Raw genomic sequence first — 15,294 nt, 5'->3', positions numbered from 1 at the left:
CCATTCAATGGTATTTACCTGTGAAATATCTATATAATCAAAATGAAAAATAATAAAGCAGGAACTTACGTTTTTATAAACCTAGGTAAATTCAAATACCTTCGTCGCTGCTTTATAAATATATTAAATATGTAATAAAAAGGAAGGAAGACAATTAATCATTATGTAAAACGATCACAAAAAATCTCAAACTAGCGAACGGGAAGTAACATATCTTGCGAATGCCATCATTTACTATTTTTATTTTATATCTATTAAAGAAAGAGCAGCACATAGACTCTTTGAAGGAAAATCATCTATCAAAAATGAATATTTCGAAATAATTTCTTATTCCGTTAATGAACAATTCGTGATACACTTATTGAAAGATATTGTCCACGTGGACGCGACAACTGTACATTATATTAATATATTAAATTTGAATTTGGAGGAGCATCATGAAAAACTTCATACGTAAATGGAGCGAAATTAGTTTAGTAAAGCGTATTCTAGCTGGTCTGATTATTGGTATTATATTAGCTTTAGTTGTTCCACAAGCTAGTTGGATTTCTATATTTGGTTCTCTATTTGTCGGTGCTTTAAAAGCTGTTGCACCAATTTTAGTCTTATTTCTAGTTATAAACGCCATTGCTAGTCATAAAACAGGTCAACAAACGAATATGAAAATGATTATCTTTCTATATGCAATAGGAACATTTTCAGCTGGTGTCATCGCCGTAATTGCTAGCTTCATTTTCCCTGTAAGCCTTACACTCCAAACGGGAGCAGATGATGTAACACCACCTGGCGGGATTGTAGAAGTATTACAAACATTATTATTTAATATAGTAGATAATCCAGTTAACGCATTGATGAATGCGAATTATATTGGTATTTTAGCTTGGGCAATTGTATTAGGTATTGTTTTAAAATCAATTGCTGCAGATACAACCAAAACGGCATTAGCAAACATCTCAGACGCGATTACTACTATTGTTAAATGGGTAATTGAGTTAGCACCAATCGGTATTTTAGGTCTTGTTTTTGATGCGATTGCTTCTAATGGCCTTTCCGCATTAACAGAATATGGACAGCTTTTAATCTTGTTGCTTGGCTGTATGTTCTTTATTGCACTTGTAGTTAACCCATTGATCGTTTTCATTTTCACAAGAGAAAACCCTTATCCAATGGTTTTACAAACATTAAGAGAAAGTGCGATTACTGCATTCTTCACTAGAAGCTCTGCTGCTAATATCCCTGTAAACTTAAATCTTTGTAAAAAGATGGATTTAGATGAAGATACTTATTCTATCTCTATCCCACTAGGTGCTACAATTAATATGGCAGGAGCTGCTGTGACTATCTCCGTATTAACACTAGCCGCTGCCCATACTCTAGGTATTGAAGTAGATCTTTGGACAGCCATTATTTTAAGTGTCCTATCTGCTGTATCTGCTGCCGGTGCATCAGGTGTCGCTGGGGGCTCTCTATTATTAATTCCTCTAGCAGCTAGCTTGTTCGGGATTTCTAATGATGTAGCCATGCAAGTCGTTGCAGTTGGATTCATTATTGGAGTTCTACAAGACTCTTGTGAAACCGCATTGAACTCATCTTCTGATGTATTGTTTACTGCGACTGCAGAAAAGGCAAAAAAACGCAAACAAAATCACGTGGCATAAAGCATAGAGGTTGGGACATAAGTATATAGCTAATGATTTATCCGAATGATTAACATCTAATCATTCGGTTTTTTTCTGTGATTTGAATCCTTATATGAATAAGAATAGTGAAATGAAGCGGAAGACACTCGACTCCTGCGGGAAATAGAGGGAAAGCTGAGACCCCGCAGGCATGAACTGCACCCCAATTGTTAGACACTATCTACAACTATTGGAGGTGCAGTTTTTTTGTCCAAATTTACTGCGGAAATGAAGCTACAAGCCGTGACTCGCTATTTAAGCGGAAAAGAAAGTTACAGAGAAATTGGAGAATCTATTGGAATAGATCACAAATCGATTGTTAAATGGGTAAGACAATACAACTACAATGGTGCAGAGGCATTGGTGAAACGTTGTACAAGTTATACACAAATGTTTAAACTAGAAGTACTACAATATATGACTGAAAATGGTACTTCTCTATGTGAAACGGCAGCTATTTTTAATATCCCAGCGCATTCCACTCTAGCTGTATGGAAAAGAAAGTTTGAAACACAAGGGATAGATGCCCTTCAGTCACAGGAACAGGGGCGTCTATCCATGAAAAAAGATTCAAATAAACAAAGTTCTACTGACCGTTCTTTTGAAGCACTAGAAAATCGAATAAAACAACTGGAAATGGAAAATGAGTATTTAAAAAAGTTGAATGCCTTAGTTCAAAACAAGGAAAAATCACCAAACAAGACAAAGCACAAGTAGTCTATGAGTTAAGGCATAAGTATTCGGTGAAGTCACTCGTAAAACTCGCTGGCATTCCACGCAGCACCTATTATAATTTAGTAAAACGAATGAATCGACTTGATCCAGACACCGATATAAAAGGAGAAATCCAAGCCATTTATGAAGAACATGAAGGTCGTTACGGTTACCGTCGTATTCGGGATGAGCTAGTGAATCGTGGGAAAAAAGTAAATCATAAGAAGGTTCAACGAATCATGAAAGAGCTGGGTTTAAGATGCCTAGTGCGGATGAAAAGGTATAAATCTTATAAAGGCACAGTCGGTAAAATAGCGCCAAATCATTTAGACCGTCAATTTAGTGCGGACGCACCGAATGAAAAATGGGTAACAGATATTACAGAATTCAAGCTATTTGGTGAAAAGCTATATCTATCGCCTGTATTAGATTTATTTAATGGTGAAATTATTACGTATACCATCGGTTCTCGACCAACGTATTCATTAGTTTCGGACATGTTAGAAAAAGCATTAGAATCCTTACCAGAAAGGCATCAATTACTCATGCATTCCGACCAAGGATGGCATTATCAAATGAACCAATATCGCAACTTGCTTCAAGCAAAAGGGGTTAAACAGAGTATGTCACGTAAAGGTAACTGTTACGATAACTCTGTAATGGAAAACTTCTTTGGGATACTGAAGTCAGAATTGCTTTATTTTAAGGAATTTGAAAGTGTGAACCACTTTAAACTAGAATTAGAAAAATATATAGAATACTATAATAGGAAACGGTTAAAGGGAAAATTGAAAATGAGTCCGGTACAATACCGAACTCATTTTGAACAAGTTGCCTCATGAAATAACTGTGTCTAACTTTTAGGGGTCACTACAGCAATGCCGAGGAGGCTCAGCCCCTCCCCGCGGAAAGCGAGTGTCTGTAGTGCAATGGAACGGACTTTTTTGCAAATGATTTTTTATAAACTATATTTTGTTATTGTTCGTTTTTGAAATTAGTTCATCTAGTAATGTCGTGACTCTTTTACTTATTTAAATAACTGCTGATGAATTTTACTTACCTGCGCTTCTAAATCCTTCATCATTTGTTCAATTAAGGCTTTCACAGTCGGGATTCTGTCAATAAGCCCAACAACCTGCCCACCATTTATGAAGCCGTTTTCAAAATCACCCTCAATAGCGCCTAATACATGCTGTGTTTCCGATGTTTTTGCTAAATATTGTTCAACTGAATCATTTTCCTGTTCTGCTAGTACTGTTTGAGTATACGGCACAGTGATGACTCTTCTTACTTTCCCATGTGGTCTGCCTAATATCATTGTTGAAAGGTCATCACCCTGAATGATTTTTTTCTTATAGTTTTCATGAAAAGGTGCTTCTTCTGTGGCAATAAACCTCGTTCCCATTTGGCAACCACTTGCTCCTAACATCATAGCTGCTGCTAATCCACTCCCATCACCAATACCACCAGCTGCAACAACCGGAACATTTACAGCCTTGACGATTTGTGGAATTAACGTAAAAGTCGTAAGTTCTAAGCTTGAGTTAATTCCCGCTGCCTCAAAACCTTCCGCTACTAATATATCCGCTCCTGCTCGTTCCGCCTTCATAGCATGCTTCACTGAAGCGACTACGACAATGACTTTTATCCCCACCTCATGTAGCTTAGCTATGTATGGTGCTGGATTCCCTGCTGAAAGAGAAACAATCGGCACTTGCTCTTTTATAACCAATTTCATCATCCCTATTACGTCTTCTGTAACAGTCAGGGGAATATTGACGGCAAACGGTTTTGTTGTCATTTCTTTCACTGCTTTAATCTTTTCGGCTACTTCTTCAACGGATGATGTCCCACAACCGATCGTCCCTAAGCCCCCTGCTTCAGATATAGCCGCTGTTAATTGTGCAGAGCTGATATTGCCCATCCCTCCTTGAATAATGGGATATTGAATATTTAAAAGAGTTGTTAAGTATTTCATTTTTTCACCACCTGTAATAATTATGTTATAATAAATTTTAATGTATGACAATTCTAAAAAATATAAAAGTGAGGAAAAAATAATGATCATACCTTACCGAGACAAGAAACCTTCTGTAGATCAAACCGTATTTCAAGCACCAGGATCTTATATTATTGGCGATGTAATCATTGGGAAACAATCCTCTGTTTGGTTTAATGCTGTCATTAGAGGAGATGAAGATAGAATAATCATTGGAGAACGGTGTAGTATTCAAGATAATGCAACCATTCATCTATATGAAGGTTCACCAACAATTATTGAAGATGAAGTAACAGTAGGCCATAATGCTATTCTTCATGGTTGCCATATTGGTAAGCGCTCAATTGTAGGTATGGGATCAACCATTTTAGATGGGGCACACATTGGAGAAGAATGTATTATTGGTGCCAATACGCTTATACCAGCCAATAAAAAAATTCCACCACGCTCCCTTGTGATCGGCTCACCCGGAAAAGTTGTACGTGCAATCGATGATAAGGATCTGGCGTTAATACAACTTTCTATTGATAGTTATGTGCAAAAAGGCGCAGAATTTCAAGGGCAACAAGTAAAAAACGATGGCCAGAAATAGCCATCGTTTTATTCTTCACTCATTAAAGGATGCTTCGACACATCATAATCGGCATCTTTTCGTTTGATATCATTATCCTTCCGAAAAATCTCTTCGAAGAATTCATTTGCAGGTTCTGCAAGTAATTTATAATATTGCGTAAATAAAAGTGCTGCATGGTTCCCATTCCACTCTACAGGAAGGAGCTCCTTCGGTAGACCTGGATCGATAAACAGAAATTTACGGTATTCATGAACAAGTAATGTCCTTTCGACAAAACACTCTGCTTTCGTCATTTTCCCATCTTGAATCATACTTTGATGAATAATATATTGCTTACTATATGTAGAAATAAACTCTTCATACTTTGCTTGAATTTCATCTACAGGCCAACTTCTCTCCACTAATGACAGGCTATCTTGAGGCCCCTTATATTCCGAAACAAAGAAGTCAACATAAGACTCTATCTCATACTTCTTAACAAGTTGCTTGACTTCTTTTTCTAGGTTATTTGGTGAGATCCAAAAACCATTTTGAAAACTACCGAATCCACTCCAAACAAGCTCTTTTCTGAACTCATCACGAACCTGCCGTTTTTCCTCTGGAATCGAATACATAAGAAAACACCATTTACCTTTCCAACTATGCGGGTTCAGTTTAAATATCCTACCCGCAGCTTCCTCCATCCGATCTTCTCCACGCGGGGTCAAATAGTAATAGCTTTTATTCCCTTTCTTTTCAGACTGAACCCAGCCTTGCTTGTACATTCGGGACATGGCTACTCTTGTTGACTGCTCATTATGGCCAAATTCTTTCAGTAGGTGAATGAGCGTACCTATCCAAATCTTATTGCCATAATGACGCAAGTAATCTCCATATATCGTAAAGATTAAAGATTGCGTATTATTGCCCATTTCTATCACACTCTTTTTCCATTCGTACTTTATCTTTTATCTTATCTAAAAAAGACAAAGAAACGCAATAGTTATTTCCCTTGAAACACCGGTTGTCTTTTTTCACTAAATGCTTGCAGTGCCTCGACACGATCATTTGTCGGTAACGTTAGTTCATATGCCTTCGATTCAATCGCCATCCCAGTTTGAATATCCGTGTTCATCCCTTGTGAGATTGCATATTTTGCCTGGATGAGCGCAACAGGCCCGCTTTTCAACATTTGTTGTGCGAAGTTGATGCAAGTCGATTGTAAAGCCTCTTTCTCTACTACTCTTGTCAAAATTCCTAATCCATATGCTTCATTGGCAGATATTTTCGCGGCTGTGAAGATTAACTCCTTCGCTTTCATTTCTCCAACCACTCTCGGTAAGCGCTGTGTACCACCAGCACCTGGAATGATTGCCCAGCTCGTTTCAGTTAAACCTAATTTAGCATCTTCTACTGCGAGAGCAAAATCACAAGCAAGAATCAGTTCGAACCCTCCACCAAAGGCATATCCGTTTATTGCAGCAATCGTTGGCATCGGTAGATTTGCAATATCATTGAACACATCACGAATTAAGCGGACATTTCTTCTTGTTTGTTGTTCATTCAATGTTTTTCTTTCTTTTAAATCTGCTCCAGCACTAAAGGCTTTATCTCCTGCCCCTGTGAAAATAACCACACGTACATCTGGATTTATTTGCATATCCGCTACCGTTTCTTGAAGCTGTTTCAGTGTAGCATAATCAAAACAATTAAGGACGTCTGGACGATTAATCGTAACCGTTGCAATATGATTCTCTAGCTTGAATAATACGTTTGTCATTGAGTTTTCCTCCTTTAAAGGATACTATTTGATAGATTTAATCGCTGGATGTTTAGCCTAGTGACACCATAATTTATGGATTGTTAATATCAGGATTTTGCCATTGCTATAATGCCCTCTTTTGTGAGGCTCTCATTTACCAAGAACGAAAATTTTACACTTTCGACATAGCGTGGATCACTTTCCTCTGATAATGGTTCTTGCCTTTTCACTTAATAACACAAGATTTACTCCCTATTAAATGCTGCAATGTCCCCTTATACATGAAGGGGACATTGCCAAACAATATCATTCTTTATTCCTCTACATTTTTCACAATAGCAGCAATACCTTGTCCCACTCCAATACACATCGTTGCTAGTCCATATGTTTCTTTTCTACGTTTCATTTCATATATCAATGTCGTAAGAATTCTCGCACCACTTGCCCCTAATGGGTGACCGAAGGCAATCGCCCCTCCGTTGACGTTGACTTTGTCTGTATCTAATTCAAGTTGTTTCACGCATTCTATTGATTGTGATGCAAAAGCTTCGTTTAGTTCAACCAAGCCAATATCAGCTGTAGATAAATTGGCACGGTCTAGCGCCTTTCTTGATGCATAGATTGGGCCGAGTCCCATGACTGCTGGTTCTAGTCCGGCTGTTGCACCAGCAACATAGGATACTAATGGTTTTAGTCCTAACTCTTTTGCTTTATCCGCACTCATAATTAACAATGCACTTGCACCATCATTGACACCAGAAGCATTGCCTGCAGTAATTGTTCCGCCTTCAAAAATGGGACGTAGTTTAGCTAACTTTTCTAATGAGGTATCGGGACGTGGGTGCTCGTCCGTATCCACTACTACTTCATTTCCTTTACGATCGTGATAGACAACAGGGACCATTTCCTCTTTAAAAATATTAGCGTCCATAGCGGTTTTTGCACGTTGTTGGCTTTCGTAAGCAAATCTATCTTGATCTTCACGAGAAATATTGTAACGTTTGGCTACATTTTCAGCTGTTTGTGGCATCGAGTCTGTACCATACATTTCATGAAGCTTTTTATTCGTAAAACGCCAACCAATCGTTGTATCGAACATTTCCATATTACCTCTTGGGTAGTCTTTACTCGGTTTAGCCATCACAAATGGTGCACGCGTCATACTCTCTGTACCACCAGCAATATAAACGTCACCTTCACCAATGGCAATCGCACGTGCTGCATATAAAACAGCATCTAATCCGGACCCACAGAGGCGGTTCAATGTTGTACCTGCAACATCAATAGGTAAACCTGCTAAAAGGGCTGACATACGCCCAACGTTCCGATTGTCTTCTCCCGCTTGATTGGCATTGCCTAGGACAACCTCTTCTATTTGCTCAGCAGGTAACCCAGGGTTCCGATCGACCAATGCTTTAATGACTGTTGCACCTAAATCATCGGGACGGACATCCTTTAATGCGCCTTTATAGCGACCAATTGGTGTTCTTACTGCATCAACGATAACAACTTCTCTCATTTTACAGGGCCTCCTCGGGTTTTTTCGTGTAATCATAGACGCCTTTGCCAGATTTTCTTCCCAATCTGCCAGCTTTGACGTATTGTTCTAGTAATGGAGCAGGACGGTATTTTTCACCTAATTTTTCATGTAAATACCTTAAGTTGTTTAATCTTGCATCCAAACCTACCAAATCGACTAATTCGAATGGCCCCATCGGATAATTCAGACCTAACTTAATCGCTTTATCAATATCTTCTGGCGTCCCTAATCCTTCTTGAAGCATGTAAAATGCTTCATTTCCGACGAGCGCACTCATTCGACTCGTTACAAACCCTGGAAACTCATTTACAACAACTGTTTCCTTACCCATTTTGCCAGCAACACCTTCAATAAAAGCAACTGTGTCATCATTCGTTTCTAATCCGCGAATGATTTCAATTAGCGGCATTTTATGTACCGGGTTGAAGAAGTGCATGGCGATTGTTTTTTCTGGACGGTTCGTATAAGAGCCAATTTCCGTCGGGCTCATTGTTGATGTATTGGAGGCAAAACGACAATGTCCAGGTGCAAATTGATCTATCGTTTCAAAAATGTCCCTTTTAATGCTCGCAATTTCTGGAACAGCCTCAATAACAAGATCCGCATCAGCCACTACTTGTTTCAAGTCTGTTGCATAGCTTAGATTCGCTTGAGCCGCGGCTGATTGTTCACCCGTAATTTTCCCACGAGAAACACCTTTTGCAAAAATACTTTCAATCTCTTTTTTTGCACTGTTCAACGCTTCTTCCTTTATATCATTCAAGACAACTTCGTATCCACCGACTGCACTCACATAAGCAATCCCTCTGCCCATCACACCTGATCCGACAACAACAATTTTACTCATCATGCTCTCCTCCTCTATTTCCCATAAATGAAGGCGGATGCCAAGCGTCAATAGTCTTGGCATCCGCATATGTGTATTCCTTAAATGCCGAATGGGTTCAGCGGTTTGTTCCCAAAATAAGAAATAATACTTTTTGTTTCTGTATAAAGATCTAATGTTTCAATACATAGTTCACGACCGAAACCTGACTGTTTGTAACCACCAAAAGGTGTACCAGGGAAAGCAGAGAATGGGCAGTTCACCATAACAATTCCTGCTTCAATTTTGTTTGCTACTCTAGTTGCTTTTGCTCCGTCTTTTGTCCAAACAGCTGAGCCTAAACCATACACAGTATCATTCGCCAGTTTAACTGCTTCTTTTTCATCTTTGAATTTCATGATGACAACAACTGGCCCAAAGATTTCTTCTTTAACCACTTTCATCTCATGATTCACATTAGCAATCACTGTAGGCTCATACCAAAAGCCATTTTCAAATCCTTCTACTTGCGCACCTTTCCCACCCGCAAGAATTTCAGCGCCTTCTTCTTTGGCAGATTGCACATAACCATCAATGACATCCCATTGGTTCTGATCAATAATAGCACCAACATGTGTCCCTTTATCAAATGGATTACCTAATGTTAATGACTTTGTTTTTTCAACAAATTTCTCTACAAATTCATCGTATATATCCTCATGTACATAGAGACGAGAACGAGCTTCACAAGATTGACCTGTGTTATAGTAAATTCCGTAGATTGATCCTACAACTGCTGCATCAATATCCGCATCATCGAAAACGATATTTGGTGATTTTCCACCTAGCTCTAATGTCACGCGTTTTAATGTATCTGAAGCTTTCGCCATAATATCTTTACCAATTGGTGTTGATCCTGTGAAAGCCACTTTATCCACTCTATCGTGCTCTACTAAGTAATTCCCTACATCTTTACCTGATCCAGGAACGATATTTACTACTCCTGCTGGGACACCTGCTTCGATGCAGATTTCTCCTAAAATAATCGCTGTAAGTGGTGTTAAGCTAGCTGGTTTCACAACGATTGAACATCCAACTGCAATCGCAGGAGCAACCTTCCAAGCAGCCATCATTAGAGGATAGTTCCAGGGGATGATTTGTGCACAAACCCCTACAGGTTCCTTTTCAGTATAGTTGTGAAATTGTCCTGCCATTGGATTGACTGTTCCGCGGTGGCCAACAATCGCGCCTGCATAAAATTCAAAATCCTCAATCGCTTGCATCACTTGTCCTTGTGCTGTGCTTAATGTTTTACCCGTATCAAGCATCTCTAATTCAACAAGTTCATTAAATCGACTACGCATAATAGCAGCGATTTTATTCATAATACGCGATCTTTTATTAACGGGAAACTTCTTCCACTTTCCGTTGTCAAATGCTTCTCTTGCTGCTAAAACTGCTTTTTCTGCATCTTCTTTTGACGCTTTTGCCACCTCTGCCAATAATTCACCAGTAGCAGGGTTATAAGTTTTGATTGTTGCTCCGCCTGTGCTTTCTACTTTTTCGCCATTAATTATCAGGTGATAGTAATCTCTCTTCATTGATACTGCTTCTTTAGCTGTTTCTTGAACTGTTGCCATGTCTACCACTCCTAATTTTATTGTCCGATATATTCAGGTTGTCTTTTCTCTATAAATGCTTGAACGCCTTCTTTTGCATCCTTTGTTAAACCAGCAATTCGTTGCCCTTCTGCTTCTTTTTCTAAATAAGCATCTAGCGGGAGATTCTCTGCCAGTGTTAAGTATCTTTTAATTAAGCCAATGGCTTTTGTAGGCATTTTCGCTAATTTAATTGCAAATTCCTCTACTTCTTTTTGCCAAGTATCTTGTGGAATGACGCGATTAATCACACCCAGCTCCAAGGCTTTCTGTGCAGGGATTTTTTCCCCTAGAACAGAAATCTCTAGCGCTTTTGCTCGGCCAACTAAATGGCTAAGAAAATGTAAATTACCAGAGTCCGGAATTAGACCAATATTAACAAAAGCATTGATAAAACTAGCTTTTTCTGAAGCAAGACGGAAATCACACGCTAAAGCTAAACTAAATCCAGCACCTGCAGCTACGCCATTCACCGCCGCAATAATAGGTTTTTCGCAAGCCATTATTGCTTTTACCATCGGTGTGTAATGATTTCTTAGTAAATCACCGTGATTCGTATCATCATTTACCTCAGCTAAATCTTGCCCGGAACAAAACGCTCTACCTTCACCAGTAATAACGATGCAGCGTACTTTTTCATCTTTACCCGCTAGCTTTACTGCTTGTGTAATTTCGCGATTCATTTCTGCAATAAAAGCGTTCAATTTATCGGGACGATTCAGCTTGATCCAACTGATTCCTTCATGACATTCATAATTAATTGTATTGAACATTGCCAACCTTCTTTCTATTTTCCGTGGAATTTGGGCTTTCTTTTCTCAATAAAAGCATTCATTCCTTCTTTTTGATCTTCTGAAGAGAAGAGTAGATAGAAGTTTTTTCGCTCATATTGCATGCCTTCATATAAAGAATAATCAACCGCTTTATTAACGGAATCTTTAATGAGGCGGATGGCTAGTGGCGGCTTTTCTGCAATCATTTTCGCAAACTTTAATGTTTCTTCTTCTAATAGTTCGCCAGATACAATTCTATTTACAAAGCCATGAGATTGCGCCTCTTCTACTTGAATACGTTTCGCACTCCATATCCACTCTAATGCGAGCGTGCGACCTACAAGTTTGGTTAAACGCTGTGTACCTCCAGCACCTGGCATCACACCTAGATTAACTTCAGGAAAGGAGAATTCCGTACCTTCAGCTGCAATCAATACATCACAACTTAAGGCCAGTTCAAATCCCCCTCCGAAAACAAAGCCTTGTACAGCGCCGATAATCGGTTTTTTTATCACTGAAAGACGATCCCAATCTTGAAATTGGTTTAGCAGCTCTAGATGAATGGGATCATCATTCGACATTTCGTCAATATCTGCGCCTGCTGAAAAAGCTCTTCCTTTGCCTTTGAGTAAGATGACTCTCACGGTATCGTCCTGATCATAACGCTCCATTACCTGAACAATTTCTTTCATCATTTGACGATTAAGAGCATTCAATTGCTTCGGACGGTTTAGCTCAATGATGCCAATATAATCCTCCACTTTTGTTTCTATAAACGCGTATTCACTCATTCGTCTTCTTCACCGATAGCAAAGCTAACCAGTTTACCTGCAAACCCCATTACATCTTTCGCTGATGCTTTACCTTCAGGTGACTTCATACCATTTTTCAATGCTTCATGATTTTCATAGTACATTTCACACATTAAATAAAATTTGGGCTCATCACCGGTTGGTGTACCGACCATTTTTGTTACTTTCATTTTTTGTAATCCAGGAATTTTTTCAGTAATTGGCACGTGTACATTGTAATAATGCTCATCGAATGCTGCCTTATCTTCAGGTTGCTTGTAAAATGCGATTAATTTGACCATTGTTTATATTCCCCTTTACATTAAGTTTGATATTGGTTTCATTGCTTCAAATGGATTTTTACATGATTTACAATATAAAATACTTCTGCAGGCTGTCGGTCCAAATATATTATCAAGCGTGACATAGGTTGATCCGCAATAGGGGCAATCCACATGCCAAGAACCGTCTTCTGTAAAATGCTTTGGAGGTGGAGCAATACCAAACGCCTTTAGTCCTTTTTGTCCTTTTTCTGTAATGCGATCTGAAGTCCATGGAGGTGCAGTTTTAAATAATACTTCTACTGCTTCTACCCCCGCTACACTTTGGATTTGTTCGACCACATTCTTCTTGATGATTTCAAGCGCTGGACACCCTAAAAAGGTTGGAAGCATCGTAATCGATACATGCGAATCATGTATTTCTACACCCTCGATCATCCCTAGGTCTACCACACTCACTGTGCTAATTTCAGGGTCCTGAACTAATTCGAGCGCTTCCATAATGTCCTTTTCAGCTACTAAAGTCGGTTGATACATCTCTATTCCTCCTCACATGTTCTAAAAAGTCTTACCAAGGAACAGTAGGATTGAGGCGATAAACCTCTGATAACGTACTTAACGCACGGTCAAGTTCCTCAGTGTGTTCCCCTAAACGTCCATTTCGATCTGGTTGCTGTATGATAGGCGATTCGATATGAAGCGCTTTCACTACTTCTTCAAGTGCTGCTTCCCATCTTTGTTTTAATACCGTTGCATCTTCAATTAAAGCAAATTCTTTAAAGCTTTGAGATGCATTACCATAAGAGAAAACATCACCAAAGTCAGCCATTACTCCTTCAATTGCTTTGTTCATACGCTCTTTAGCCTCGTCAGATGAAGACAATAATTGCGTAAACCATGTTCTCCAGTGTATATGATGGTAAAACAATTCCATGCTAACTTTTGTGGCTACTTCAGCCAGTGGCTGATAGGTGGTTTTTTTCAATGAATCTATTTTTACTTTTTTCGCTAGCGTATAGAAATAATTGCGAACAACTGCATATGCCCAATCATATCTTGGTGTTTCCATATAGTAGCCTGCACCATTTTCGCGTTCTACTAATATACTATTCTTTCTTTCCTTCGCCGATCGTCCATGTGCTAGATCATCTATCTTTCCATACCCCAGCTCTTCTAGTAAACCGAAATACATTTTCGCATGACCCATCGTATCTTGACTGATGGAAGATGAAGCAACATCTTCTTCAATATGAGGCGCCAGCCCTAGCCATTCTGAACCGCGGTAAGATAGGAGAAAGTCATCATCAGCAAGCTGAAATAAAAGCTCAGCAAGTGCTTCTTTATGCGCTGGTGTCATTTCCACTGCATTTGTGCTCATCTTACTTCTCCCCCCATGATAGAATCTCTTTTTCATCTAACATTTGTTGCTCGTAATGGCGCCATTTTTTCTTTAAGTAGCCATACCCTTTTGTTGTTCTGTATTCCTTATTATCTAACCGGTTCAACATCTGCTTTTCTTCATAATTTAAACCATGAATTTCTTTACGATTAACCACCCAAATATCTGCTACAGGTTCACGGCGCAAAAAGTTCTCCTGTGCCATAACCATAGCCATTTCAGCATTAGGGGCAAGCAAGCTAAATTGATGTTGAAAGGCTGCTTTTGATGTCTTTTTACTAAATACTTCGAATTCTTGAAAAAATTTATTACTACCCATCTGACTTCCTCCTTTAGCTAATCTGACCTAATGCTTCTCGCACCCAAGCATTATTTTCGTAAGATACGCGGCGAAGATTTAAGCGTTCCTGAGATTTAGGACCATTATTTCTCATGATTTCTTTTAATTTCGACCAATCAGGTTGTTGATAGGTCCATTCTTGCTTCTCTTCATCAAAACGGATGGTTGGATCAGGAATCTCTAAGCCAAGAGATAGAATTCTAGGTACATATTTTGTGAGGAACGCTTGACGCAATTCTTCATTTGTTTTTGGTCTGATTTTGTATTTGATGGTAATATCTTGTTTTGACTTGCCTACTTGGGAACTTGGGGGTCCGAAGAATAACAGAAGTGACTCCCACCATCTTGTCACACCATCTTGCACCATTTCTCTTTGTTCCTCTGTTCCCTCTGCTAATGCCATGATAATCGATTCACCGTGTTGAGCGTGGAAGACTTCTTCCGCACAAATACGATGCAATGCTCTCGAATAGGGTGCATACGAACTGTTAAGCATATTGGTCTGTGTGATGATAGCCGCACCATCTACTAACCAACCAATTAAACCTGCATCTCCCCAACTCGGTGCCGGCATATGAAATACATTGTGAAATTTCAATTTTCCTGTAAAAAGATCCTGCATAATGTCATCTCGTGTTTTGCCAGTAGGCTTAAGTAAGTCTTCAGCGACACGCAATAGTAATTGGCCATGCCCCATTTCATCTTGTACCTTTGCCATGATGCCGAGTTTTCTTTGTATAGACGGGGCTTTAGGTACCCATTCTTTCTCTGGAAGCGCTCCCATAATCTCACTGATTCCATGCATAGAAATCAATTTAATTAATGTATTGCGATAATCTTCAGGCATCCAATCATCAGCTTCGATTTGTTCACCGCGATTGATCCGTTCCATAAACTGTTCATACTTTTGTTCTTCTGTTTCCGCTACAACTGAACTACTCATCTACCTTCCCTCTCTTCTTTGAGTTATTTTATATTTTATATAACGTTTATATAACGA

At 39.0% G+C, this 15,294-nt stretch carries 16 protein-coding genes; 3 read left to right on the top strand and 13 right to left on the bottom strand.

What is annotated here, in order from left to right; translation table 11 throughout:
* Positions 1 to 437 precede the first annotated feature (437 nt).
* Positions 438 to 1,658: a serine/threonine transporter SstT gene (gene sstT / locus MKX83_RS04955; RefSeq protein ID WP_095370447.1), complete on the top strand. Its 1,221-nt coding sequence runs from the start codon at positions 438 to 440 to the stop codon at positions 1,656 to 1,658.
* Between the two features lie 228 nt (positions 1,659 to 1,886).
* Positions 1,887 to 3,235 (top strand): IS3 family transposase gene (locus MKX83_RS04950; protein ID WP_224935613.1). Its coding sequence is split into 2 segments (ribosomal slippage): positions 1,887 to 2,331 and positions 2,331 to 3,235, totalling 1,350 coding nucleotides; the frame shifts between segments, so codons are not numbered across the junction.
* A gap of 185 nt (positions 3,236 to 3,420) precedes the next feature.
* On the opposite strand, the gene MKX83_RS04945 is transcribed toward MKX83_RS04950, so the two are convergent.
* Positions 3,421 to 4,371, bottom strand: a complete 951-nt coding sequence (locus MKX83_RS04945; RefSeq protein ID WP_095370448.1) for an NAD(P)H-dependent flavin oxidoreductase — start codon at positions 4,369 to 4,371, stop codon at positions 3,421 to 3,423.
* Positions 4,372 to 4,453: 82 nt separating this feature from the next.
* Here MKX83_RS04945 and MKX83_RS04940 point away from each other — a divergent pair, with 82 nt between their 5' ends.
* Entirely contained in the window at positions 4,454 to 4,984 is a 531-nt protein-coding gene (locus MKX83_RS04940; protein ID WP_307314825.1) for a gamma carbonic anhydrase family protein, read from the top strand.
* A gap of 8 nt (positions 4,985 to 4,992) precedes the next feature.
* On the opposite strand, the gene paaX is transcribed toward MKX83_RS04940, so the two are convergent.
* The 12 genes from paaX to paaA all read right to left on the bottom strand — a co-directional run bounded on the left by paaX (position 4,993) and on the right by paaA (position 15,237).
* Positions 4,993 to 5,877 carry a phenylacetic acid degradation operon negative regulatory protein PaaX gene (gene paaX, locus MKX83_RS04935; protein ID WP_095370450.1) on the bottom strand — a complete coding sequence of 295 codons (885 nt, stop codon included), beginning with the start codon at positions 5,875 to 5,877 and terminating at the stop codon, positions 4,993 to 4,995.
* A gap of 71 nt (positions 5,878 to 5,948) precedes the next feature.
* The gene (locus MKX83_RS04930; protein WP_095370451.1) at positions 5,949 to 6,725 is read right to left on the bottom strand and encodes an enoyl-CoA hydratase-related protein; all 777 of its coding nucleotides are present in this window, start codon (positions 6,723 to 6,725) and stop codon (positions 5,949 to 5,951) included.
* Positions 6,726 to 7,020: 295 nt separating this feature from the next.
* Positions 7,021 to 8,226 (bottom strand): thiolase family protein, encoded by a 1,206-nt coding sequence (locus MKX83_RS04925; RefSeq protein WP_307314830.1) that lies wholly within the window; start codon positions 8,224 to 8,226, stop codon positions 7,021 to 7,023.
* A 1-nt stretch (position 8,227) separates the two neighbouring features.
* A complete protein-coding gene (locus MKX83_RS04920) occupies positions 8,228 to 9,097 on the bottom strand; it encodes a 3-hydroxyacyl-CoA dehydrogenase (protein ID WP_095370453.1) in 870 nt (289 codons plus the stop codon).
* A 77-nt stretch (positions 9,098 to 9,174) separates the two neighbouring features.
* Positions 9,175 to 10,692, bottom strand: a complete 1,518-nt coding sequence (locus tag MKX83_RS04915) for an aldehyde dehydrogenase family protein (protein ID WP_095370454.1) — start codon at positions 10,690 to 10,692, stop codon at positions 9,175 to 9,177.
* Positions 10,693 to 10,709: 17 nt separating this feature from the next.
* Positions 10,710 to 11,483 (bottom strand): enoyl-CoA hydratase-related protein, encoded by a 774-nt coding sequence (locus MKX83_RS04910; RefSeq protein WP_095370455.1) that lies wholly within the window; start codon positions 11,481 to 11,483, stop codon positions 10,710 to 10,712.
* A gap of 14 nt (positions 11,484 to 11,497) precedes the next feature.
* Positions 11,498 to 12,274: an enoyl-CoA hydratase/isomerase family protein gene (locus MKX83_RS04905; RefSeq protein WP_095370456.1), complete on the bottom strand. Its 777-nt coding sequence runs from the start codon at positions 12,272 to 12,274 to the stop codon at positions 11,498 to 11,500.
* Positions 12,271 to 12,576 (bottom strand): EthD family reductase, encoded by a 306-nt coding sequence (locus MKX83_RS04900; RefSeq protein WP_095370457.1) that lies wholly within the window; start codon positions 12,574 to 12,576, stop codon positions 12,271 to 12,273. Before MKX83_RS04900 ends, MKX83_RS04905 begins: the two co-directional genes overlap by 4 nt.
* Before the next feature lie 15 nt (positions 12,577 to 12,591).
* The gene (paaD, locus tag MKX83_RS04895) at positions 12,592 to 13,092 is read right to left on the bottom strand and encodes a 1,2-phenylacetyl-CoA epoxidase subunit PaaD (RefSeq protein WP_224934585.1); all 501 of its coding nucleotides are present in this window, start codon (positions 13,090 to 13,092) and stop codon (positions 12,592 to 12,594) included.
* 31 nt (positions 13,093 to 13,123) lie between these two features.
* Positions 13,124 to 13,933 (bottom strand): 1,2-phenylacetyl-CoA epoxidase subunit PaaC, encoded by an 810-nt coding sequence (gene paaC / locus MKX83_RS04890; protein ID WP_289432915.1) that lies wholly within the window; start codon positions 13,931 to 13,933, stop codon positions 13,124 to 13,126.
* Position 13,934: 1 nt separating this feature from the next.
* A complete protein-coding gene (gene paaB, locus MKX83_RS04885) occupies positions 13,935 to 14,273 on the bottom strand; it encodes a 1,2-phenylacetyl-CoA epoxidase subunit PaaB (RefSeq protein ID WP_341054425.1) in 339 nt (112 codons plus the stop codon).
* Between the two features lie 13 nt (positions 14,274 to 14,286).
* Positions 14,287 to 15,237, bottom strand: a complete 951-nt coding sequence (gene paaA / locus MKX83_RS04880; RefSeq protein ID WP_307314839.1) for a 1,2-phenylacetyl-CoA epoxidase subunit PaaA — start codon at positions 15,235 to 15,237, stop codon at positions 14,287 to 14,289.
* Between the last annotated feature and the right edge of the window lie 57 nt (positions 15,238 to 15,294).

Source organism: Cytobacillus sp. FSL M8-0252, from assembly GCF_038007345.1.
Taxonomy (GTDB): Bacteria; Bacillota; Bacilli; order Bacillales; family Cytobacillaceae; genus Cytobacillus; species Cytobacillus kochii.
The sequence above is the reverse complement of the archived record's forward strand: the minus strand, read 5'-3'. Positions and strand labels throughout refer to the sequence as shown.